The following is a 19,851-nucleotide window of genomic DNA, read 5'->3' as shown; positions in this document are numbered from 1 at the left end:
GACTTCTTCGGGAAGCTGATGGAGCCCCTGCGCTTCCTCTTCCTCGGCTACCAGATGGGCCTGGCGAAGCCCGGCTACCTCGCGCTGTGCGTGGTGGGCGGGCTGGTGGGCACCCTGGCCCTGCTGTCGGCGCTGCGCCGCCGCTCCCGCGTGAGCGCGCTGCTCAACGAGCGGCTCGTGGACAAGCTGGCTCCCGGCGCTTCTCGCTGGCGCCCGGCGGTGCAGGGCGGCTTCTACGGCATGGGGCTGCTGCTCTTCGGGCTGGCGCTGGCCCAGCCCCAGTGCGGCACCAAGAGCGAGCTGACGAAGCGCCGCGGCATCGACGTGGTGGTGGTGCTGGATGCCTCCAAGTCCATGCTCGCGCGGGACGTGCAGCCCAGCCGTCTGGAGCGCGCCCGCCTGGAGCTCACCACGCTGCTGGACGAGCTGAAGGGGGACCGGGTGGGCCTGGTCGCCTTCGCCGGGGATGCCTTCATCCAGTCGCCGCTCACCTCGGACTACTCGGCGGTGAAGCTCTTCCTGCGCGCGGTGGATCCGGACCAGATGCCCCAGGGCGGCAGCAACATCGGCGATGCGTTGGTCCTGGCCATGCAGGTGCTGGAGAACGCGGACCGTGGCGCCAAGGAGCGCGTGGTGGTGCTGCTGTCCGACGGCGAGGACCTGGTGGGCCAGGTGGACGAGGCCGTGGCGGCGCTCAAGAAGGCCAGCGTCCAGGTGCTCACCGTGGGCGTGGGCTCCGAGCAGGGCGAGCCCATCCCCGTCTACAACCGCCGCGGCGAGTTCGTGGACTACAAGAAGGACAGCAGTGGCGAGACGGTGATTACCCGCCTGGATCGCGCGGGCCTCACCTCCATCGCCGAGGCCACGGGCGGCGCCTTCTATTACCAGCCGCGCGGTGTGGCCATGGCCCAGGTGCTGGAGCGCATCGAGCAGATGCAGAAGAGCGAGTTGGAGAGCCGCGTCACCGTGCGGTACGACGAGCGCTTCCAGATGTTCGCCCTGCCGGGGCTCGTGCTGCTGGTGCTGGGCATGTTGTTGCTGCCGTCCGCGCGCCGGAGGCCGTCGTGAGCAGGGGAGTCATGGTCATGCGCGTGGGAGTGGGGTTGCTGCTCGCGCTGGGACTGGCGCTGCCGTCCGGCGCGTGGGCCGCGGGGCTCCTGGAGAAGGAGCATCCGCTCATCCAGAAGGGCCGGGCGGCGTACACCGCCGGACGCTACGACGAGGCGCTCGCGGCCTTCGAGGAGGCGAAGAAGGAGCGTCCGAACGACCCCGCCGTGGAGTTCAACCGGGGCGACGCGCTGATGAAGCTGGGCCGCTACGACGAGGCGCAGCGGGCCTTCCAGAGCGTGGCGGAGACGCAGAACCAGCCGGAGCTGCGCCAGAAGGCCACCTACAACCTGGGCAACGTCCACGCGATGACGGGCAACACCCGCGAGGCGCTGAAGGCCTACCGCCGCGCGCTCACGTTGGATCCCTCGGACGCCCAGGCCCGGCACAACTACGAGGTGCTGCTGCGCAACCTGCCTCCGCCCCAGAAGGGCAGCCCGGATGGGGGCACGGATGGCGGCCAGGACGGCGGGCAGGACGGCGGCCGCCCGGACGCGGGTCCGGATGCGGGTCAGCAGGATGGTGGTACGCCAGCGGACGCGGGCCAGGATGGGGGCAGTGACGGCGGGCTGGATGCCGGCATGGACGGTGGCATGGATGGAGGCCAGCAGGATGGTGGGCAGGCCGACGCGGGCCAGCCGGATGGCGGGCAGGGCGATGCGGGCCAGGGTGATGGCGGCCAGCAGGATGGTGGCGCCGACGGAGGCGAGGATGGTGGCCCGGGTGACGGCGGTGATGGCGATGGCGATGGCGGTCAGGACGGTGGCGAGAGTGAGGAGGAGGGCACCGAGTCGGATGGTGGCACCGAGGGGGAGGTGGACTCGGTGGATGCCGGTGTCAGTCAGGCGGAGATCGATCGCCAGGAGGCCGAGCGCCTGCTGGATGCGATGAAGCAGAACGAGAAGAATCTCCAGCTGTGGCGTTTCCAGCAGAAGAAGAGGCCGAGGAATCCCAATGAGAAGGACTGGTAGCGGCCACGCGGCGCTGGCCGCGCTCGCCCTGTTGCTGGTGGCGATGCCAGCGTGGGCGTCCATCGAGTTCTACCAGACGGCGGATCGCACCGAGGTGGGCACGGAGGACGTGTTCCAGCTCACCGTGGTGGTGGTGGATCCTCCAGACACCGCGCAGGTGCAGTTTCCGTCACCCGGGGACTTCGAGGTGCTGTCGTCCTCGCAGAGCACCCAGCGCTCCATCGAGATGAGCGGCGGCGGTCCGCCCGTCATCCAGACGGTGCGCAAGCACGTGCTGATGATGCGCGCCAACCGCACGGGTACCCTCACCATCCCGCCCGCAGTGCTCACCGCGGGCGGCCGCACCTGGCGCACCGAGCCCATCAAGATGACGGTGCGCCGCGGACACGTCGAGCCGCCCCGCTCCCAGGCGAACCGCCAGCCGCCGAACCCGTTCCCCAACTTCCCCGGTCCCCTGGGCCGCATGCCGGATCCGTTCGCCGGCGAGGAGAACGAGGAGCCCGATGATCGGCGCCAGCAGGAGGACGTGCGCATTCCCCGTGGGGATTCGGACCTCTTCCTGCGCGCCACTGTCGACAAGAAGCAGGTGTACGTGGGCGAGCAGGTGACGCTGTCGCTCTACATCTACTCGCGCGTGGACCTCTCCAGCGTGGACGCGGTGACCATGCCCAAGCTGGAGGGCTTCTGGAGCGAGGACGTGGAGAGCCCCACGCAGCTCACGGGCGAGCAGCGCGTCGTCAACGGCATTCCCTACCGCACCTACCTGCTGCGCCGGCGTGCGCTCTTCCCGGTGAAGAGTGGCACCCTCTCCGTCACCGCCGCCGAGGCGGACATCACCACCGGCTTCCTCTTCGCCGGCCACCGTGTGCACCGCGTCTCCAACGCGCTCGAGGTGGAGGTGAAGCCGCTGCCGCCGGGCGGGCCCAAGGGCGTGTCGAGTGCCCAGGTGGGCCAGTGGGATCTGTCGCTCGATGTCTCCCAGACGCGGGTGGAGCTGGGCCAGCCGGTGACGGTGAAGGTCATCCTCGAGGGCGCGGGCAACGTGAAGAATGTCACCCCGCCCCGGCTGGAGGTGCCTCCCGCTCTCAAGGTGTATGACCCGACCACCACCGACAAGGTGATGCCGGACAAGTGGCGCATTCAGGGCCGCCGGGTGCAGGAGTACCTGGTGATGCCGCAGCGCACGGGCACCTTCACGCTGCCCTCGCTGGAGTTCCCCTACTTCGACCCGCGGACGGGCCGCTACGAGGTGGCCCGCACGGAGCCGGTGGAGCTGACGGTGGAGCCCGGATCGGGTGGGGTGTCGTCCTCGCCCACGACGGCCGTGCCCCAGCATGTGACGGACGCCGCGGCCGAGCAGAAGAACGTCCTCACCGCGAGCGGCCTGCGTCCGTTGCGCTACCAGGCGCGTTTCGAGGAGCCCGCGGCCGCCGTGTGGCAGCGGCCCTTCTTCGTGCCGGTGGTGCTGTCGCCCCTGGGGCTGATGCTGGCACTGGGCCTGGTGGGGCTGGTGCGCGGACGGCTCTCCAACCCGGACGAGGGCAGCCGCAACCGGCAGCGGGCCAAGGCGGCGCGCAAGCGGCTGGCCGAGGCGGAGAAGCTGCGCGAGGGCAGCTCCAGCGCCTTCTACGGCGAGGTGGAGAAGGCCGTGCTGAACTTCCTGGAGGCCCGGCTGCACGCGCCGGTGGGCGGACTCACGCGCGACGCGCTGGACGCGAAGCTGGCCGGAGCCGGAGTGGATGCCGAGCGCCGCCAGCGGGTGCGCTTCGTGTTGGAGGCCTGTGACGCCGGACGTTTCGCCCCCGGTGCCGAGGCCGCTGCCCGCGAGCGCATCCTGGATGATGCCGCGGCCGTCATGGAGGGGTGGGACAAGTGAGCGCCATCACCGCGATCCTCGTGGCCACGCTGCTGGGACAGGCCTACTACTCGCCCGAGGAGGCCCAGCTCCTCTTCCAGCAGGCCAACGAGTCCTATCTGAAGCAGGACTACACCGCCGCGCGCGAGGGCTACGAGAAGCTGCTCTCGCGCGGCTTCGGGGGCCCGGACATCCACTACAACCTCGGCACCACGTACCTGTCGCAGGGGGACCTGGGGCGCGCGGTGCTCGCCTTCGAGCGCTCGCGCAGGGCCGGCGGCGAGGGGCCGGATCTGGACGCCAACATGTCGATGGCTCGCGCCCAGCAGCTCGACAAGGTGGTGGGCGCCGCGCCCGAGGAGCCCTTCGTGCAGCGCGTGGTGTCCGCCACGAGCGGCAACCTGGTGGCGTGGCTCTTCCTCGGGACGTGGCTGGCGGGCTTCGCCTTCCTGGTGCTCTTCCGCGTGCTGCGCCCGGGCAGCCGGGCCTGGGCCGTCGTGATGGGGGCCCTGCTGCTGGCCGCGTCGGTGCCGTCCGGTGCCCTGCTGGCCGCGCACGTCTGGGTGCACGAGACGTTGCACGAGGCCGTGGTGCTCGCGCCCACGCTGCGTGCCCGGGAGTTCCCCAAGGAGGAGGCGAAGGTGTCCTTCGAGGTGCACCCCGGATTGAAGGTGCGCGTCATGGAGGAGACGGGGCGCTACGTGCGCATCCGCCTGCCCAATGGCCTGGAGGGCTGGGCCGAGCGTGAGGGTGTGTCGGAGATATGATCGAAGCCGTCGATGTGGCGAAGGTGTACCGGCGCGGGCGCACGGAGGTGCGAGCGCTGGCGGGCGTGTCGCTGACGGTTCCGAAGGGGGAGTTCCTCTCGGTGATGGGGCCGTCGGGCTCGGGGAAGAGCACGCTGCTGAACCTGCTGGGCGCGCTGGACGTGGCGGGCTCGGGGTCGCTGCGCATCGACGGGCGCGAGCTGGCGCGGATGAAGGATGACGAGCTGTCCGCGTTCCGCCGCGAGCGGCTGGGCTTCGTGTTCCAGTTCTTCAACCTGATGCCCACGATGACGGCGCTGGAGAACGTGATGCTTCCGGGGCTCCTGTCGGGCCGGGTGCAGGCTGAGCTGCGGAAGCGGGCCGAGACGTTGCTGGAGTCGGTGGGGCTGGGAGGCCGCACGCACCACCGGCCGGACGAGCTGAGCGGTGGAGAGATGCAGCGGGTGGCGGTGGCGAGGGCGCTGTTGATGGAGCCGGTGGTGCTGTTGGCGGACGAGCCCACGGGGAACCTGGACTCGCGCACGGGCGCCGAGGTGCTGCGGATGCTGCGCGAGGCCACGCGGGAGCGTGGGCTGACGGTGGTGATGGTGACGCACGACTCGAAGGCCGCCGAGGTGGGAGACCGCATCGTGCGCCTGGCGGACGGGCTCATCGCCGGCGACGAGCGGGTGGTGCACGAGCAGGCCGCCTGAGCCAGGTCCCCTCTCCCTCTGGGAGAGGGTCAGGGTGAGGGTCATCCCGTAGGTCCGCGAGCCCATCGCTCGCGAGGAGACGAGGGCATGCCAGGACTGTCTCGGGAGTACGATTTCTCCTTCACCTCGGAGCTTCGAGCGTCACCCGAGGAGGTCTGGTCCCACGCGACGCACATGCAGGGCGTCAATCGGGAGTTCTTCCCGTTGGTGCGCATGACGTGGCCAGGAGGGGATGGCCGGTTGCCTTCACAACCTGCGCTCGGCCAGCGGCTGTTCCGGAGCTGGATCCTGCTCTTCGGTTTGCTGCCCATCGACTACGACGATCTCTCCATCGCCGAGTTCGAGCCCGGCCGGCGCTTTCTCGAGCGCTCCGTGATGCTTTCCCAGCGGCAGTGGGTTCACGAGCGCATCGTGACCCCTACGGAGACGGGATGCAGGCTCACGGACTCTGTCCGGTTCATCCCGAGGCTGCGCCCGTTGGGAGCGCTGCAATTGGGCATCTTCCGGCTGGCCTTCTGGTGGCGGCACTGGAACCTGCGGCGGCTGTTCTCTCGGGGCCAGGAGCAGGCGGCCTGATCCAGATGTCAGGACCGGAGAGGGCAGGGCGTCGAGTGGGGCGCGTGGGGGCTTTTCCCCGCTGACGCGAGGGGTGCTTCCATGTCTCAGGACAGATTCCAGACCAGCCGTGAGGTGTACCACCGCATCCGGTGGGACCCCCGGTTCGACGCGCGCGAGTTCGTTATCGGCTACGACGCGCATGGCGAAACCATGGAGGAGATGCCCTTCGGGGCGTTCGCTCCCGATGGGGAAATTCCCTGGCACCGCGTCTGGTACTTCAAACGCGGTCACGAGATGGTGTGGGACCGCCGGGAACGCATCGACCGGTTATCCTCCCTCACCTTCAAAACCTCGGAAGAGGTTGTGTCTCCGCCTCCGCCGCCTCCTGCTCCCACCAGTGAGGCGGCTCCCCGCTTCACCCCGCTGCCTCTCTATCGCTACAACGCGCGAGCCAATGCCTGGATCGAGGTGGAGGAGTCTGTCTCCACCGAGGTCCAGCCCGCTCCCGCGGATCTCACGTTCGCCACGTTCAACGTCCTGTTCGACCTGTACGATCCGGAGTTGCTCGCCACGCACCGGCGGACCGCCGCGACGATCTCTCTGCTGCGCTCCGCCGATGCCGATGTCATCGCCCTGCAGGAGGTCACCGCGCCCTTCCTCCGCGCGCTGCTCGAGAAGCAGTGGGTACGTGAGCACTACTTCGTCTCGGACGGACCGGATGCCTCCACCGTCGAGCCCTATGGACAGGTTCTCCTCTCCCGGTATCCCTTCGCCTCGCTGAGTCAGTGCGTCTTCTCCCGTGACAAGCGCATCATCGCGGGTGAGCTCGCGCTCCCGGGTGGTTCGCTCTGGGTGGCCACACCGCACCTGACGAGCAATCGCGATCCCGTGAGAGCCAAGGCGCGCACCGTCCAGGTCCAGGCTCTCCTCGAGTGGACCCGCTCTCTTGGCGACTCACCTGACATCGCGCTCGTGGGTGATTTCAACTTCGGCGACGACGCTCCCGAGGTCCAGGACTTCCAGAAGGCGGGTTTCGTCGATGCCTGGACGGCGCTGCGGCCCGGTGACGTGGGGTACACGTTCGATCCCTCCCGCAACACGCTCGCCGCGCTCATGACCACCTCCGGCCGGCGTCAGCGTCTCGATCGCGTGCTCGTTCGCTCGGCCTCCGGACGGCTCGTTCCGCACGAGGTGGGACTCTTCGCCGAGGCGCCGCTCTCGGGTCCTCCGGGTCCCGGAGGCGATGCGCTCTTCGCGTCGGACCACTTCGGGCTGAGCTGTGTGCTGAAGCGGGGCGATGCTCCCGTTCAGGCTCCGGCTCCCGCCCTCCCCAGGGCCACGCCCCGGCCACTCACGGTGCCGCTCGTCCGCCAGTCATGTCTGGTGATCGTCCCCCCCGAGGAGGTGTGGGCTCCCATCCAGGCCCTGCGTGCGGTGCATGACTCGAAGTTCGAGCGCTGGATGCCCCACGTGACGCTGCTCTTCCCCTTCGTGCCCGAGGATTCCTTCGGCGAGGCGGAGGCGCTCATCATGGAGGCGCTCCAGGGCATTGAGCCCTTCGAGGTGATGCTCTCGGGCTTCGGGTATTTCGAGCACAGCAGCGACGTGACGGCCTGGCTCCGTCCTGACGCTCGTCCGCATGGTGCACTCGAGGCCCTGCACGCCGCGCTCGAAAAGGTGTTTCCCAGAGGTGAGGCGCGGGGCCGTGAGCCCGAGTTCGACTTCACACCGCACCTGACCGTCGGGCAGCTCCCTCGTGCACCGGCCGCCACCATCCGGCGCACGCTGGCCACCTGGGAGCGGGACTGGCGTCCCATCCGTTTCGAGGTGGGCGACGTGTGCCTCACCAGCAAGCGTGGCGATGGCCCGTTCGAAATCCGCCGGCGCGTGCCGCTCGGCGGAAGGCCTCGCTCCGGTGCTTCCCGCTCCACCCCTCCGGGGCCCTCCAAGACCGGCCGTTCCTCCGCTGAGGAGAAGGATGTGCTCCGCACCGTGCTATCGGCTCGCGGGGAGTGGCCCTCCTCCGAGACACGGCAAGCGCGTCAGGCGGTGGTGGGCAGGCTCGAGGCCCTGTGCGCCCGGGCCGGCGCGGAGCTCCTCCCGTACGGCTCGTACCTGCTCGGCACGGACAACGCCGGGAGTGACGTGGACGCGGTGGCCGTCGGGCCCGCGAGCCTCTCCCTCGAGGATTTCGCCCAAGCCCTCACCCGGCTCGTGTCGGACCAGGAAGGCCCCGCGGCCGCTCGCTTCGTGGCCGATGCCGCGCTCCCCCTGGTGAAGCTGTCGCTCGACGGCGTCCACTTCGATGTGTCGTACGCGCGCCGGCCCGAAGGCGTGGAGCCCTGTCCTCCGACGGAGCTGCTGGCGCGATACGGCGAGCGGCTGGACACTCCGGGGTTCCGCTCGCTCAACGGGTGGACCGATACGCGGGAGCTGCTCGACTCCGTGGATCACGAAGGCGCGGGAGCCGAGCGCTTCCGCACCGTGCTTCGCGCCGTGCGCTCCTGGGCGAAGGCGCGCGGCGTGTACTCGCATGCACTGGGTTACCTGGGTGGGTTGTCCTGGTCGGTGCTGGTGGCCTGGGCGTGTACGAATGCACCCCGCGAGGCCACACGCTCGGACAGCGGGCTGCTCGCGTACTTCTTCGAGACGTTCTCCGCCTGGCAGTGGCCTCGCCCCGTGACGCTGACCGCCGGGACCGCGGGTTACCGCACCAGCGATCGGAGGGACCTCATGCCAGTGGTGGCTCCCGCGCTGCCGCCGCGCAACACCGCGCGCAACGTGTCGCGCTCGACGCTCCAGGTGCTGCGCGACGAGCTCTCCCGGGCGCGCGAGGTGGTGCGGCGGGCTCGAGCCGAGGGGACGGAGGCGGCCTGGGCCGTGCTGTTCGAGCCGGTGGACCTCGAGAAGGAACTGCCCGTGCGGCTGCGCGTCTCCGTCGAGGCTCCTTCTCCCGAAGCACGTGAGATGGCCTCGGGCTGGGTGCTCGGGCACCTCACGGCGCTGGTGTACCGGCTGGAGGCGGACCGCAGGCTCTTCGCCCGGCCCTTCCCGAACGCGGCACCCGAGGGCCCCTTCTTCATCGGCCTCTCCTCTCGTGACCCGGGCGGCCACGAGGCCCTGTCTTCACGCCCCGGAAGCGCGCTCGCCCGGACGATGGACGAGTTCCGTGCGTCTTTCCAGGAGTGGAGCCACCGGCCTCCCGGGGCGGTGCTCTACCTCGAGCTCGCCCCACGCTGAGCCGCTCAGAACGTCGCGAAGATGAGCACCTTGCCCAGGGTGTCCGCGCCTCGCCCGGGGCCCACGAGCCCCTCGGCGAGCGCCAGGAAGTCCGGTGCCTGCTCCACGTGCTTCGCCACGAGCTGGAAGGTCTCCACCGCAGCCCGGTCCAACTGCTCCTGCGAGCCAGCGGTGGGGGAGGGCTCCTGGCACAACTCCGCCACCCGGGGATGGCCCACGAGCGTCAGGCGGAGCAGTCCCACCCGCAGGGCCAGGCGGAACACGTACGCGAGCAGGCCCGGTGCGTCGATGAGCGGGTTGCGCCAGACGAAGTGCGCGGCGTAGTTGTCGAAGTACTGCCGCACCCGCGCGCCGTGCAGGGCCTCCAGGTGGCTCCACCGTTCCTCGTAGGTGCGCCACGCCGCGTCCAGCTCTCCCGGTGAGCCTTCCTGGAGCCCGAGTGATTCCAGGACGCTCCGGGCCAGGGAGGAGAAGCGCTCGCCTCGTCCCGCCGCCATCCGCGCCCTCAGCACCGAGCTGAACAGGCCCACGCATGGGCCACCCGGAAGCGCCAGCCCCGAGAAGTCCCGGTGCACTGCCTCCAGCACGTCCGGCGAATCGAAGCGCTGAAGCACTTCGTTCAAATGCGCCTCGGCCGCCTCTCGGTCCTCGCCCCGGAAGGACTCCGTTCCCCGGAAGTAGAAGCCGTCCAGCCCGTGCGCCAGGTGCCCGAGCATCGCGAGCCGCGAGGCGAGGGGATATTCGCGCCGGTGCAGCAGCCGCAGCAGGGCCTCGCGCACCGTCTCCGCGTGGAAGGCCCAGGCGTCCTCCGCGTCAGCGGGAATGTGTCTCGCCGTCTCCGGCCGGGGAACGTGTGAATCCGCGAGGGGCGTGGGCACGGGCTCCACCGCGTCCTCCTCCAGCAGGCACAGGCGCGCCACCTCCGGGCAGGCCAGTGTCCCCGAGACCTCCACCCGCTCGCCCCACCGGGTGACGACGCGCGGGAAGGTGGCGCAGATGTCCGGCAGCACCGTGTCCCCGTGGCGGCGCTGGAGCGAGCAGAGCCGCTCCGTGTCCAGCATGGGGCAGTGCCCGTCCGGGCGCATCTCGATGAACGCGTGCTCCGTGGCGGCTCCACCGGGATTCGGAGTGATGCACCGGTGCAGGCGCGCCGACTCCTCCGCGCTGCCCGCCACCGCCGCCCGCATCCGTGCCCACTGCGGCTCGCTCACCGGCACACGCAGGCCCGCGCAGCAGGTGTCCTCGCAGCGCTCCGCGATGCAGCGGAAGCGCGTCATGTAGCGCAGCAGGAGGGGCTCGGTGGACATGGACGGCCGGGATCATACCTCGACGTGCCGGCCGCCACATCCAGGTGTCACGGCATCTGCTGGAGCGCGTCGAGCGCCGCCTTGGCCTGCACCAGCCCGTAGCCGTAGCGAGCGTCATGGCCCGTGTCACCCAGGTCCTTCGCGGTGCGCTCCAGCAGCGTGCGCACCTGGGCGGCCGTCAGCTCCGGGCGCGCGCTCCACACGAGCGCCGCCACGGCCGACACATGCGGCGCCGCCATCGAGGTACCGGGGAACTCGGCGTAGTCCACGCCCTTCAGGTTCACGTGCACCGGCTTGCCCAACAGATCGAGCACGGCCGCTCGCGACTCCCGGCCCACCGCCAGCGAGGGCACCCACGAGAGCCCCGGTCCATCCAGGAACTTCATCCAGGACTCGTTCTCGGAGTAGTCGGTGCCGAAGACGATGGCGCGCGCGCCCTGCTTCATCACGTTCTGCGCGGCGCGCGAGGCCCTCGCGTCCCCCGTCAGCCGCACGTAGGCCACGAAGCCATCGCACGTGGAGCCCTTGCAGCCGTAGGCCTCGCCCTGGCCACAGTCGACGAGCGTTCCCGTGTACTCACCCGGCGGTGAGAAGAAGAGCGAACGGGAGTTGTACCCCGCCCCCTCCGCGTCGAGCGACGACACCGTGGCCGCCTGCATGCTGATGGAGGAGAGCACGTCCACTCCGGGCGCCACCAGGCTCAGCCCATTGCCCCGGTTGGAGAAGGAGGCCACCTCCTCGTTCCTGTCCACCGCGCCCACGGCCAGCACGGACGGATAGGCAGCCGGGTAGCCCAGGGGGGCTTCGTAGTCCGGGCCGCTGTCGTTCCCCGATGCCGCGACGAGGAGCAGCCCCTGGTCCTGCGCGGCCTGGAATGCGTCTCGCGCCGTCTTCCCCAGGTCCATGGTCGCCCCCAGCGACAGCGAGGCGATGCGGGCGTTGTTCTTCACGCACCACTCGAGCGCGGAGAGCACCGAGCTGATGCTGGCGGTCTCGTGCACGTTGAGCACCCGGGCGATCAGCAGCTCCACGCCGGGCGCCACGCCCACCATGCCGCCCTGGTTCATGCCCGACAGGGTCGTGCCTCCCGAGGAGAGCTGCGCCGCGATGATGCCCGCCACGTGCGTGCCGTGGCCGATGCCCCTCACGCCCTCCGTCTCGTCGCTCGGGTCGCCGTCCTCGTCCACGAAGTCGTAGCCGCCCACGTAGGGGATGGTCAGCTCGGGGTGCCGCCGGTCCAGGCCGCTGTCGATGACGCACACCCGGATGCCCTCGCCCACGGGCGCTCCCATGTCGAGCTCGCCGTCCTCGTTGGCATCCCACACCTGGGGGGCCTGCACCATGCGCACCGAGCCGGTGTACTCACCCACGGAGCCCGCCTTCGCCGTGGGCAGCCGCAGCGCCTTGAGTTGCACGTCCGGCTCGATGAGCTCCACGTCCGGATCCGCGGCGAGCCGGGCCCGCTCCTCGGGCGTCAGGCGCGCGGCCACCGCCGGGACCGAACGGTACTGCGCCGTCACCTGGCCTCCCAGGCGCCGCACCGCGGCTGCGCTCACCCGGTCTCCGGAGCGGTAACGCACCAGGAAGGACTCGCGGCCATCACTCGCCTCGGACCGGGTGGGCAGGGTGCCCGCGTGCACATCCGCGCACGTGTTCTTCTCCAGCTTGGAGACATCCTCCCCGCCCGAACACGCCGCCAATGCCAGAAGCCCGAGAAATGCCCATCCCCGCCTCATCATCGCCCTCCTTTGCTGCCGTTGGGGTGAGGTGGGCAGGGGCGGGGGCCGTGGCCAGGGGAGCCTGGATTTTCCCGAGGCACGGCGTACCCGGGTGCACAGAGCCCCGGATGTTCCGTCGCTTGCAGGACGGGCAGGCAGCCCCGTCGTGCTACACCACGAGGGTGTCCGACTTCTCCCTCCCTCCGGAGCTCTCCCGCGAGCCCGAAGTGCTCATCGAGTCCCCCCGCTTCTCCGTGGTGAAGCGGCGCGCGGATGGGGGCGTGGATTTCATCTCCCCCCTGCCGTGTCCCTACAACTACGGCTGCATTCCGGGGCTGGGCTCGGGGGATGGAGATCCCCTGGACGTGGTGGTGCTCGGCCCGCGCCTGCGCCGGGGCGAGCGCCTGCGTGTGCCGGTGGTGGGAGTGATTGCCTTTCTCGACGCGGGCTGCGCGGACCCCAAGGTCATCTGCAGCACCCGGCCCCTGCGGTCCGTGGACCGGGCGGGCCTGGAGACCTTCTTCCGCGTCTATGCCCTCTTCAAGCGGGTGCTGCACTTCGTGCGAGGCAAGCGGGGCACGGACACGCGTTTCGTGGGCTGGCTCCCGGACGTCACGCCGCCGTCAGCATGAAGCGCCGCAGGAGCGCGGGGGGCACGGGGCCGAACGAGAAGAGCTCGTCGTGGAAGCGGGCCTCGTCGAAGTGGCTGCCTCGCTCGCGGCGGCAGTCCTCCTCCAGCCGCTCGAAGTCGAGCGCGCCCAGCAGGTAGGTGATGGCCTGCAGGGGGATGCGCTTGTAGCGGAGTACCTCGCGCCGCGCGTTGGGCTCCGGCATGCAGGCGTGGTGCACGAGGTAGCGCACCGCCACCTCGTCCGTCATGCGCCCGGTGTGCAGGCCGATGTCCACCACCACGCGCACGGCGCGCAGGGCCCGGGCCACGAGCGCCGTGAGGGCCTCGGCGGCGGTGTAGAAGCCCGCGCGCCGCATCCGCTCCTCGGCGTAGGTGGCGTAGCCCTCGATGTTGAGCATGGGCCCGAAGTGGCCGCGCGCCATGGCCACGTGGTCCGTCACCAGGAGGAAGCGCACCGGGGCGGGGTGCCGCGAGAAGGCGCGCTGCCAGGCGACGCTCTGGAGGAAGTGGCCGGGGATGCCCTCGTGCACGGCCAGCAGCGCCGCCCAGACGGTGGGGTGCGCGGCCGCCATGGGGGCCAGCACGAACCAGCCCACCTTGCGCGGGTCCAACAGCGGCGCGGGCCAGTTGGTACCCCGCACGTCCACCATGCCCGGGGGCAGCGATTTGAGGCCCAGCCGGAGGCCCTCGGGCACGTTGAACAGCTCCCGCTCGTGGATGAAGCGCTCGGCGCGCGCGATGAGCTCCCGGTACAGGGGGATGACGTCCTCGTCCCGCTCCGGGTGCTCCGTCTCCAGTCCGAGCAGCAGGGCCCGGGCTTCTCCCAGGTTGGTGAGGGCGGACGGGGCGCCGGGGAGCTCCCGGGCGAGCTGGCCGGAGAGCTGGAGGATGGATTCCTGGGCCCGCTCCAGCACGTCCTCGGCCTGGCGCACCAGCTCCTCGGGCGAGGCGGTGAGGCCGAACATGTACCGCAGCCGCCACTGGTACTCGTCCTCGCCGAGCACCACGGGGACGTGCGTGCGTGGCAGGACGTGCTCCCGGAGGAACTGGCGGTGGGCGGTGAAGGCCCGCTGGGCCTCGCGGGAGGCTTGCTGGAGCTGCCGGGCCTCCGCGGCGGAGAGCGTCACCTGATGCGCGCCGGGCAGGGCGGGGAGGTGCTCGAAGTACCGCTCGATGACGGGGAGATGGTCCTCCGCGAAGTCGTGGACGATGTGCGGGTCCGGGACTTCCCCGGTGGCCACCCCTTCGGCGAGCAACTGTTCCTGCTGCCGCAGGAAGGTGGGGATGCGCGCGGCCCGGCTGGCGATGGCGGCCCAGTCCCCGGCCGTCTCGGCCTGGCCGAGCTGGTACTGCAGCATGGTGTGTGGATAGGTCGACAGCTCGACATTTCGCCGGTGGCCGCGCAGGTCCTCGTAGGTGTGGACGTGGAAGCGGGTGACGTCGAGCATCGCCTGCCGATCCAGCCAGGCCTCGGAGGGAAGCTCTTCGGGGGCGAGTTGTTCGAGCCTCGCGAGGACATCGCGGTGGAAGGCGTACTCGTCGCCCAGCGCGGAGGGGGAGAGATCCTTCAGCCGGTCATCCAGGTGGTGGAGCCCGAGCGTGGTGGCCTCCTCGGGCTGGGTCTCGAGGTAGCGCTCGAAGAACGAGGCTCGGAGCCGCAGGAAGGTCTCGAGAGCGGGCGAGGGGGCCTTGTTCATGGCCCCTGAAGCTAGTCATTACTCCGGGGGTGGGGAAAATGTCGGGCCCTGGACGGTCCGGGACACGTTCCCGCCTTCTCGGGCCGGGTGCCCCGGGCACACGAACGCCTGGATGCACACCATTCGAGCGGGCCACCGCTCGTGACTCCTCGGACAGGACACGGCGGACAGCCCATCTTTCGACGGGGCGCGGGTCCCCAGGGGGAGGCAGGCGGGCGAGATGGTCGAACTGGAGCAGAGCGTGCTCATCCGGCGTCCTCTGGCCGAGGTCTTCGCGCTGGCGAGTGACCCGAAGAACGATCCGGACTGGAGCGCGGTGGTCGAGCAGGTGGAGGCGACAGGTCCGCTGGGGGTGGGGGTCCACCTCATCCAGCGGGTGCATCTGCTCGGGCGGCGCGCGCACGTGCCCGTCGAGGTGCTCGAGTACGAGCCTCCCGTGCGCGTGGTGCTCCGGGCGAGCATCCCGCACATCCAGGTGATGGGGTGGCGCCTGTTCGAGCCGGCGCCGGACGGGACGCGCGTGATCTTCCGCACGCAGGCGCGGCTCAGTGGCCTGTTCACCCTCACCACGCCGCTCTTCGTCCGCACCGCCCGGAAGCACCTGGAGGAGGATCTCGGGCAGTTGCGGCGGCTCCTGGAGTCCGCTTCATTGCCGCAGCCGCTCCAGGCGACGTGACGAGGGCCGTGCTTCGCTCTCAGTCCTTGCTCTCGGGAAGGGTGAACGTCTCCATCTGGTCGAGCGGACAGAAGGAGATGTTCCCACCGACGCGGATCATGCGCTTGTTGTGGCGCGGGAAGTCGGCGACCTCCATCTCCCGGCGCTCGCCGCCGGAGAGGTAGACGAGGTCCTCGGAGAAGGGGTTGCGCAGGTGGTGTCCGACGGACGGGGTGGCGAAGCCGAGGAAGTCGCCCGGGCCCACCTCGTGTTGTTCCTCGCCGATTTCAGCGATGCCCCGGCCGGAGAGCACGTACATCCATTCCTCCTCCAGTTGGTGCGAGTGGAAGACGAAGGACTCCTTGCCGGGAGGGATGCGCAGCAGGTGCACGCCGGTGCGGCGCAGGCCCACGAGCTCGCTCAACGAGTGGCCACGAATCTCCGAGTTCGGGTTGAGAGGGTGCTGCTGGGACTGCTCGGTGGTGCTGGTGCGGTCGGCGGCGCGGGAGAGCGGGGACTTTGGCGCCGTGGGCTTCTTCTCGGGCATGGGATCCTTCGGTTGGGGAAGGGCTCGCCACGGCGCGATTGCACACGGGCCGCCCACTGTTGCTGTACGTGCTGCTGGAGCACCAGTCCGTGGCCCGGGCCAGCGGACCGCCGCGTCCCTCAGATTCCGGAGACCCGGTGCGCCGTATAGGCCGAGTCGTTGAGGTACTTGAAGGCGTCGGAGATGATGACGCCCGTCTTGCTGCCATCGGGGTTCGTCCACTCCGGCGTCGCCTCCAGGACGGACGGAATGCCATCCCCGTCGCCGTCACCCAGGTAGACCGCGACATGGCCATTCTTCACCAGCAGGTCCCCCACCTGGATATAGGCCTTGGAGATCTGCGGAATGCCAGACTTCATCGCGGAGGAGGACTGCCAGGGGAAGTACACGCCCGCATACTGGAACATCTTGTACACCAGCCCCGAGCAGTCGAACCCCCTGACGCCCGCGGGCTGGTAGTAGTTGCCCTGCCCACTGCCGCAGCTCGAGCCGTAGTGCCACATGCCCGTGGTGGGAGCCGCGCCGAACCGGTACGACCCCGCACAGGCTCCCGTGTAGACAGCGTCCAGCGCGGCGAGACCGTAGGAGATGGCCAGGCGGACCTTGACGGAAGGCGACTCCACCACCTTGCAGTGCTGCATGTAGAAGGGGATGCCGCTTGCCGGGATGCCCGCCACGAGCGTGCCGTTGAGGTAGTACCGGAACTCATCGCCGGGGACGATGGCCACGTGGGCGATTTCGCCGCCCTTCCACTCTCCCGGCGCCGCGGTATAGGTCTGACTGGACTGCAGCCCGACTCCCGGACGGAAGTTCTGCACCGTGGCGGTGTGCGAGGCGCCCGTTCCATTCAGCAGGACGTTGCTGACTTGATAGACACCGCCGTACGCGTTCACCTTGACCCAGCAGGCCCCGGTGTGCGGCCCGGTCCTGTAGAAGGTGAAGTCGGCATGCGCAGCCGGCGTGAGTGCGAAGAACGAGACGAGCGCGGAGACGGCTGCCAACGCCGCGGAACGGTAGGACGAGCGCATTCTGAGACATCCTTTCGGGTGCTGCAGAGGGGTGGCCGGCAGTCGATTATTCCGGACTTTTATTGGATTCTAGGATAATTTGAATTTCCGGTCTATCGGGTACCCCCATCGAGGTTCACTTGGAGCCGTTCGAGGAGGCCGATGGCTGTCTCCACGCCATTCTCGGCCGCCATCGCGGCGCCCAGCTGCCGGGCGCGTGCGCCCATCGCTTCGGACGCCGCGACCTCCAGAATCCGGTTCGCCAGGTCATCCACGCTTGCCTTCCAGAATGGGACCGGCTTGCCGCTCGCACCCGCGGCTCGCAAGCGATTGGCCCACACCTGTTGCTCGAAGATGACGGGGACCACGACCGCTGGCAGTCCCGCGGCCAGCACGGAGTGCGTGGTCCCGGCGCCACCGTGATGGACCATCATCGAGCAGTGCCGGAGCAGGGCCCGGTGCGGCGCCCAGGGCAGGAAATAGAGGTCTCCGTCCCGTCCCTCCTCCGCGGGGGAACGCTTGCTCTGAACGATGGCGCGAATCCTGGCCTTGCGGGCGGCACCGGCCAGGAGTTCACGGGTCCTTCGCGGCGCCATGTGCTCCATCGAGCCCAACGAGAGCAACACCGGTTTCTCGCCCGCTTCGAGAAACGAGCGCAGGCCGGGCGAAGGCGTCCAGGAGTCAGCGGCGTCAGGCAGCTCGAGCTGACCGCAGACCTGGTGCCGTGGGTTCCAGTCGGGAGCGGGTGGACAGAGAAGCGGACTGGTCGCGTGAAGGTTGAGGTGCTCCGAGAACATCAAGTCCGGCAGGACGTGGCGAAGCGGGGGAAGCCCCTGCTCCGCGAAGAAGCGTGCCGGGCGGCGGCGAAACTGAAGGTCCAGGACCCGCCGGGCCAGGAACCAGAGAAGCGGATTCAGCGCGCCCAGGTGCGGAAGGCCACCGGGAGGTGCGAATCGGGTGGGGACGAGCCCAGGGAAGAAGTGCACCGCCACGTGCGGAAGGCCCGTCTTCAGCGCCGCGGCCTTGGTGTACCAGGAGGAGTAGTGCCAGATGACCAGGTCGGATTGAGCGCACAGCTCCAGGGCCGCCCGGTAGAGCTGGTCGAGATAGGGGAAGAAGGCCTGCTCGACGAGCTGTTGCGAGACCTTCAGTGGGTCGGCCGCGTCCGCATGCTCGGCGACACTCCGCAAGGAGAAGTCCACCCGCTCGGGAATCACCCGGAGCGGGATCTCCAGGGAGCGGCACAGCGCACCAGGGTCAGTGCCATCGATGGGGGTCAGGTCCAACCGCACCGCGTGCCCCGCCCGCACGAGCCCCGCCGCCAGGGCGATCAGCGGCCGGAGGTCGCCTTCGCTGCCCCAGCCTTGAATCCCTATCCGCATCATCGTCTCCTGGCCTTGATGACGTCACCGTGGGTTCATGCCCGTGATTCAGTCGAAGTACGCAGGACGTACGTGGAACTCCGGGTAGACCTTCGCCTCGAGCGGCCTCCCGGGACGGTGGACGAGCTTGATCATCGCCCAGCGCAGGAGCTGGCTCGGGACGCGCAGCCCTGGCAGGAGCACCCGCTCGTCCTCACCGAGCCACGCCACGACTCCGTCGCGCTTCTCCGGCGTGCAGATGCCCCATGAGATGAGGCGCTCGAAGAGGAAGGGAATCCTCGGCTCGTCCGGCTCCAGCAGCCCGATGCCGATGCCCACCGAGGGCAGGAGGCCATCCGCCACATCGAGGTAGAGTTCCACCTCGCTCGAACTCTGGAAGGGCTCGAGCATGCGCGCCACGTCGGCGCGCCGGCCCGGCCAGCCGAGGCGGGACAGGTATGCCCACACCTTCCGGGAGGGCATCGTCAGCACCAGCCGGATGGAGCGCGTGCCCCGGACGTAGGTGGGGGCGACGTGCGACAGCGCGCCTCCGGTGGGAATCGCCTCGAAGCAGCGTGCGAGGGCGCGGCGGACCTCCGGCTCCAGCGGGCCCTGTCCGAGCAGTTCCAGTGAGCGCCACACGGTGCGGCGGATGGGATGGCCCTCGGGAAGCGCGCCGCGTGTCAGGCGGCGGTGGGCGTAGTCCGGCTGCACGCACACCGTGGTGAAGGGCTGGGGCTCATGCGGCGCGGGCCGGTCGTGGTCGAACTCCAGCCAGATGCAGGGGACTTCCGCGTGAAGCGGGCTGCCCTCGGGTGCCCACCCGGCGCAGAACGCGCGGACACCGTCCCAGAGGGGGCCGGAGCGCTCGGGCGGGGCCGCGCCCATTTCGCGTGCCAGCTCCTCTCCGCCCCATGCAGGTGTGAGGGTCCCGATGAAGTCCACCTGGGCGGTTTCCGCATCCAGCCGGCACTCGAAGGAGAAGTTCCGCAGCGACGGGAGCCGGCGCGTGAGGGGCTTGAAGCGGGCCATCGTCCGCCGGGGCACGAGCGCCTCCGGAACGCGTGGTGCCATCCAGGCGAACGTCTTCGGAACCGAGGGAACCACGGCGGGCCTCCAGTCCGGTGGGCCTACTTCTTCGGTGTCTTCGCCCGCGTCTTCCGGGCCGGGGCCGTCTTCGTGCCGGAGGCCTTCCGGGCCGGGCTCGTCTTCGCCGCGGTGGCGGCGAGCTTGTTGCCGCTGCGCGCGTTCACCGTGAAGCCCATGCTGAGCGTGGAGCTCGCCTTGTCGCTGGAGGTGACGCGGACGGTGTACGGGCCCGTGGGCAGGTTCGTGGCGAGCGTGAGCGAGCCCGTGGCCTGGCTCTTCGCCTGGCCAGCCCCGGTCACGTTCTGGAGGGTGATGGGGATCTTCTGGGTGTTGTTCTCGATGTCGGCCGTCATCGGGTCCGTGAAGTACTGCCCGTTGAGCGTGACCTCGAGCGTCTGTCCCTGGCGGCCCGACGCCGGGCTGATGCTCGTGAGATTGATGGGCGGCACGAACCAGAAGCCGATGGTGGGGTTCGTGCAAAGCTCGTTCATCAGCGCCTGGGAGACCTGCTGGGGATCCCTCTTCTTGAAGAGGGCCTGGTGCTTCGCCGAGAGGCCCGCCTGCTGCAGGGTCTTCTTCGGGTTTTCAGCGAACGCGCGTTGCAGCTTCTCGTTGGTCGTGAGGTCGTGGATGAACTTCACCAGCATGA

At 69.7% G+C, this 19,851-nt stretch carries 17 protein-coding genes; 9 read left to right on the top strand and 8 right to left on the bottom strand.

Annotated features, from left to right (window positions below; translation table 11 throughout):
- Nucleotides 1-18 precede the first annotated feature (18 nt).
- The 7 genes from BO221_RS04155 (at nucleotide 19) to BO221_RS04125 (ending at nucleotide 9,190) form a co-directional block, all read left to right on the top strand.
- Nucleotides 19-1,068: a VWA domain-containing protein gene (locus tag BO221_RS04155; protein WP_073559462.1), complete on the top strand. Its 1,050-nt coding sequence runs from the start codon at nucleotides 19-21 to the stop codon at nucleotides 1,066-1,068.
- A gap of 11 nt (nucleotides 1,069-1,079) precedes the next feature.
- Nucleotides 1,080-2,078 (top strand): tetratricopeptide repeat protein, encoded by a 999-nt coding sequence (locus BO221_RS04150; RefSeq protein WP_073558966.1) that lies wholly within the window; start codon nucleotides 1,080-1,082, stop codon nucleotides 2,076-2,078.
- Nucleotides 2,062-3,954: a BatD family protein gene (locus BO221_RS04145; RefSeq protein ID WP_073558965.1), complete on the top strand. Its 1,893-nt coding sequence runs from the start codon at nucleotides 2,062-2,064 to the stop codon at nucleotides 3,952-3,954. The genes BO221_RS04150 and BO221_RS04145 overlap by 17 nt, the downstream gene beginning before the upstream one ends.
- Entirely contained in the window at nucleotides 3,951-4,700 is a 750-nt protein-coding gene (locus BO221_RS04140) for an SH3 domain-containing protein (RefSeq protein ID WP_073558964.1), read from the top strand. Before BO221_RS04145 ends, BO221_RS04140 begins: the two co-directional genes overlap by 4 nt.
- Entirely contained in the window at nucleotides 4,697-5,392 is a 696-nt protein-coding gene (locus BO221_RS04135; RefSeq protein ID WP_073558963.1) for an ABC transporter ATP-binding protein, read from the top strand. Before BO221_RS04140 ends, BO221_RS04135 begins: the two co-directional genes overlap by 4 nt.
- Before the next feature lie 87 nt (nucleotides 5,393-5,479).
- Nucleotides 5,480-5,968 (top strand): SRPBCC family protein, encoded by a 489-nt coding sequence (locus BO221_RS04130; protein ID WP_073558962.1) that lies wholly within the window; start codon nucleotides 5,480-5,482, stop codon nucleotides 5,966-5,968.
- A gap of 81 nt (nucleotides 5,969-6,049) precedes the next feature.
- Nucleotides 6,050-9,190 (top strand): poly(A) polymerase, encoded by a 3,141-nt coding sequence (locus tag BO221_RS04125; protein ID WP_073558961.1) that lies wholly within the window; start codon nucleotides 6,050-6,052, stop codon nucleotides 9,188-9,190.
- 5 nt (nucleotides 9,191-9,195) lie between these two features.
- On the opposite strand, the gene fliB is transcribed toward BO221_RS04125, so the two are convergent.
- Both fliB and BO221_RS04115 read right to left on the bottom strand, forming a co-directional pair.
- Nucleotides 9,196-10,497 (bottom strand): flagellin lysine-N-methylase, encoded by a 1,302-nt coding sequence (gene fliB, locus BO221_RS04120; protein ID WP_073558960.1) that lies wholly within the window; start codon nucleotides 10,495-10,497, stop codon nucleotides 9,196-9,198.
- A 47-nt stretch (nucleotides 10,498-10,544) separates the two neighbouring features.
- Complete coding sequence (locus tag BO221_RS04115) at nucleotides 10,545-12,236, bottom strand: S8 family serine peptidase (RefSeq protein ID WP_073558959.1); 1,692 nt, start codon at nucleotides 12,234-12,236, stop codon at nucleotides 10,545-10,547.
- Nucleotides 12,237-12,343: 107 nt separating this feature from the next.
- On the opposite strand from BO221_RS04115, the gene BO221_RS04110 reads away from it, so the two are divergent.
- Nucleotides 12,344-12,847, top strand: coding sequence for an inorganic diphosphatase (locus tag BO221_RS04110; RefSeq protein WP_083680727.1), 504 nt, complete (start codon nucleotides 12,344-12,346; stop codon nucleotides 12,845-12,847).
- On the opposite strand, the gene BO221_RS04105 is transcribed toward BO221_RS04110, so the two are convergent.
- Complete coding sequence (locus BO221_RS04105) at nucleotides 12,828-14,543, bottom strand: DUF885 domain-containing protein (RefSeq protein ID WP_073558958.1); 1,716 nt, start codon at nucleotides 14,541-14,543, stop codon at nucleotides 12,828-12,830. The two genes, BO221_RS04110 and BO221_RS04105, sit on opposite strands and share 20 nt — an antisense overlap.
- A 220-nt stretch (nucleotides 14,544-14,763) precedes the next feature.
- On the opposite strand from BO221_RS04105, the gene BO221_RS04100 reads away from it, so the two are divergent.
- Nucleotides 14,764-15,219 carry an SRPBCC family protein gene (locus BO221_RS04100; protein ID WP_073558957.1) on the top strand — a complete coding sequence of 152 codons (456 nt, stop codon included), beginning with the start codon at nucleotides 14,764-14,766 and terminating at the stop codon, nucleotides 15,217-15,219.
- A gap of 19 nt (nucleotides 15,220-15,238) precedes the next feature.
- Here the strand turns inward: BO221_RS04100 and BO221_RS04095 are convergent, their stop codons facing one another.
- From BO221_RS04095 to BO221_RS04075, 5 genes are all read right to left on the bottom strand, one after another.
- Entirely contained in the window at nucleotides 15,239-15,745 is a 507-nt protein-coding gene (locus BO221_RS04095; protein ID WP_073558956.1) for a cupin domain-containing protein, read from the bottom strand.
- Nucleotides 15,746-15,864: 119 nt separating this feature from the next.
- Entirely contained in the window at nucleotides 15,865-16,773 is a 909-nt protein-coding gene (locus tag BO221_RS04090) for an NlpC/P60 family protein (RefSeq protein WP_073558955.1), read from the bottom strand.
- 92 nt (nucleotides 16,774-16,865) lie between these two features.
- Nucleotides 16,866-18,137 carry a glycosyltransferase gene (locus tag BO221_RS04085; RefSeq protein ID WP_143195245.1) on the bottom strand — a complete coding sequence of 424 codons (1,272 nt, stop codon included), beginning with the start codon at nucleotides 18,135-18,137 and terminating at the stop codon, nucleotides 16,866-16,868.
- A 45-nt stretch (nucleotides 18,138-18,182) separates the two neighbouring features.
- Nucleotides 18,183-19,220 carry a hypothetical protein gene (locus BO221_RS04080; protein WP_073558953.1) on the bottom strand — a complete coding sequence of 346 codons (1,038 nt, stop codon included), beginning with the start codon at nucleotides 19,218-19,220 and terminating at the stop codon, nucleotides 18,183-18,185.
- Between the two features lie 23 nt (nucleotides 19,221-19,243).
- The gene (locus tag BO221_RS04075) at nucleotides 19,244-19,849 is read right to left on the bottom strand and encodes a hypothetical protein (RefSeq protein ID WP_143195244.1); all 606 of its coding nucleotides are present in this window, start codon (nucleotides 19,847-19,849) and stop codon (nucleotides 19,244-19,246) included.
- Nucleotides 19,850-19,851: the final 2 nt, after the last annotated feature.

The organism is Archangium sp. Cb G35, assembly GCF_001896145.1.
Lineage (GTDB): Bacteria > Myxococcota > Myxococcia > Myxococcales > Myxococcaceae > Archangium > Archangium violaceum.
This window is presented reverse-complemented; position numbering and strand designations above follow the sequence as displayed.

Bases quoted from the DNA above. Each gene is read 5' to 3' on its own strand.
- BO221_RS04125 (WP_073558961.1), top strand. From the start codon at position 6,050: ATGTCTCAGGACAGATTCCAGACCAGCCGTGAGGTGTACCACCGCATC.
- BO221_RS04135 (WP_073558963.1), top strand. From the start codon at position 4,697: ATGATCGAAGCCGTCGATGTGGCGAAGGTGTACCGGCGCGGGCGCACG.
- BO221_RS04075 (WP_143195244.1), bottom strand. From the start codon at position 19,849: ATGCTGGTGAAGTTCATCCACGACCTCACGACCAACGAGAAGCTGCAA.
- BO221_RS04115 (WP_073558959.1), bottom strand. From the start codon at position 12,236: ATGATGAGGCGGGGATGGGCATTTCTCGGGCTTCTGGCATTGGCGGCG.
- BO221_RS04150 (WP_073558966.1), top strand. From the start codon at position 1,080: ATGGTCATGCGCGTGGGAGTGGGGTTGCTGCTCGCGCTGGGACTGGCG.
- BO221_RS04130 (WP_073558962.1), top strand. From the start codon at position 5,480: ATGCCAGGACTGTCTCGGGAGTACGATTTCTCCTTCACCTCGGAGCTT.
- BO221_RS04110 (WP_083680727.1), top strand. From the start codon at position 12,344: ATGTTCCGTCGCTTGCAGGACGGGCAGGCAGCCCCGTCGTGCTACACC.
- BO221_RS04155 (WP_073559462.1), top strand. From the start codon at position 19: ATGGAGCCCCTGCGCTTCCTCTTCCTCGGCTACCAGATGGGCCTGGCG.
- BO221_RS04090 (WP_073558955.1), bottom strand. From the start codon at position 16,773: ATGCGCTCGTCCTACCGTTCCGCGGCGTTGGCAGCCGTCTCCGCGCTC.
- BO221_RS04085 (WP_143195245.1), bottom strand. From the start codon at position 18,137: ATGATGCGGATAGGGATTCAAGGCTGGGGCAGCGAAGGCGACCTCCGG.
- BO221_RS04145 (WP_073558965.1), top strand. From the start codon at position 2,062: ATGAGAAGGACTGGTAGCGGCCACGCGGCGCTGGCCGCGCTCGCCCTG.
- fliB (WP_073558960.1), bottom strand. From the start codon at position 10,497: ATGTCCACCGAGCCCCTCCTGCTGCGCTACATGACGCGCTTCCGCTGC.
- BO221_RS04105 (WP_073558958.1), bottom strand. From the start codon at position 14,543: ATGAACAAGGCCCCCTCGCCCGCTCTCGAGACCTTCCTGCGGCTCCGA.
- BO221_RS04095 (WP_073558956.1), bottom strand. From the start codon at position 15,745: ATGCCCGAGAAGAAGCCCACGGCGCCAAAGTCCCCGCTCTCCCGCGCC.
- BO221_RS04100 (WP_073558957.1), top strand. From the start codon at position 14,764: ATGGTCGAACTGGAGCAGAGCGTGCTCATCCGGCGTCCTCTGGCCGAG.